Here is a 1,024-nt window from a genome sequence, read left to right as displayed (position 1 = left end):
GCGGAGCTGGACGCGCGGGTGGAGGAGTTGCGCGGGCTGCTGGCGGCCGGCCTGGCCGCGCCGGCGTTCGGGCCGCAGGCCCTGCTGCCGCCGCGCCCGGAGCCGCCGTTCAATCCGGGGCCGCTGGGTGTGCCGGTGCCGATGCCGGACCAGGCGTCCGCCGCCTACCACGTGCCGCCGCCGGACGCGGCGCAGGCCCGCAACGCCGGGGTGCGCCGCCAGTACGAGCAGTACCTGGCGCAGGCCCGGGCCCGGTTCGAGCAGGACTGGTACGCCGCGCAGGCCCGGGAGGCGGACCGGCAGTCCCGGCTGGCCGCGTACCACCAGGAGTACCTGGGGTGGGCGGAGGGCTTCCGCCGGCAGGAGGAGGAGCGCGGCGCGGGGACGGAGGAGTTGCTGCGGCGGCTTCGGGCGGGCGAGCCGGAGGCCGTGCAGGAGTACTTCACGGCGGGGCTGTACGCCTCGGCGGCCTGGCCGGAGGGCTTCCCGCACCGGCTGGTGGCGGCCTGGGAGGTGTCGAGCCGTCAGCTGGTGGTGAACTGGGAGCTGCCCGGTCCGGACGTGGTGCCGGCGGCCGGGCGGGTGCGGTACGTGAAGGCGGACGACCGCGAGGCGGAGGTGGCCCGGCCGGCGACCGAGCGCAAGGCGCTGTACCGGGAGGTGCTGGCGCAGTCGGCGCTGCGGTTGGCGGCCGAGCTGTTCCGGGCGGACCGGGACGGGATGCTGGACTCGGTGGTGGTGAACGGCTTCGTGCTGGGGATCGATCCGGCGACGGGCCGGGAGGCCGAGCGCTTCCTGTCCACGCTGACCGCGACCCGGGCCGAGTTCTCGGGGCTGGCGCTGGACCGGGTGGCCCCGGTGGAGTGCTTCCAGGGGCTGGGCGGCAAGCTGTCGGCGCGGCCGGAGCGGCTGGACGAGGTGAAGCCGGACCGGCTGCCGGAGTCGGTGGGCGGGAGCCTGGCCGGGCACTTCGGCGAGGAGGACCCGGACCTCTTCGAGATGGATCCGCTGGACTTCGAGGACC

At 76.4% G+C, this 1,024-nt stretch carries 1 pseudogene; it reads left to right on the top strand.

The features are described from left to right. A pseudogene (locus tag ACFC1T_RS38500) lies at positions 1-1,024 on the top strand (restriction endonuclease); the annotation flags it as partial.

It is taken from the genome of Kitasatospora sp. NPDC056076 (assembly GCF_042266305.1).
In the GTDB taxonomy this organism is placed as follows: domain Bacteria; phylum Actinomycetota; class Actinomycetes; order Streptomycetales; family Streptomycetaceae; genus Kitasatospora.
The sequence above is the reverse complement of the archived record's forward strand: the minus strand, read 5'-3'. Positions and strand labels throughout refer to the sequence as shown.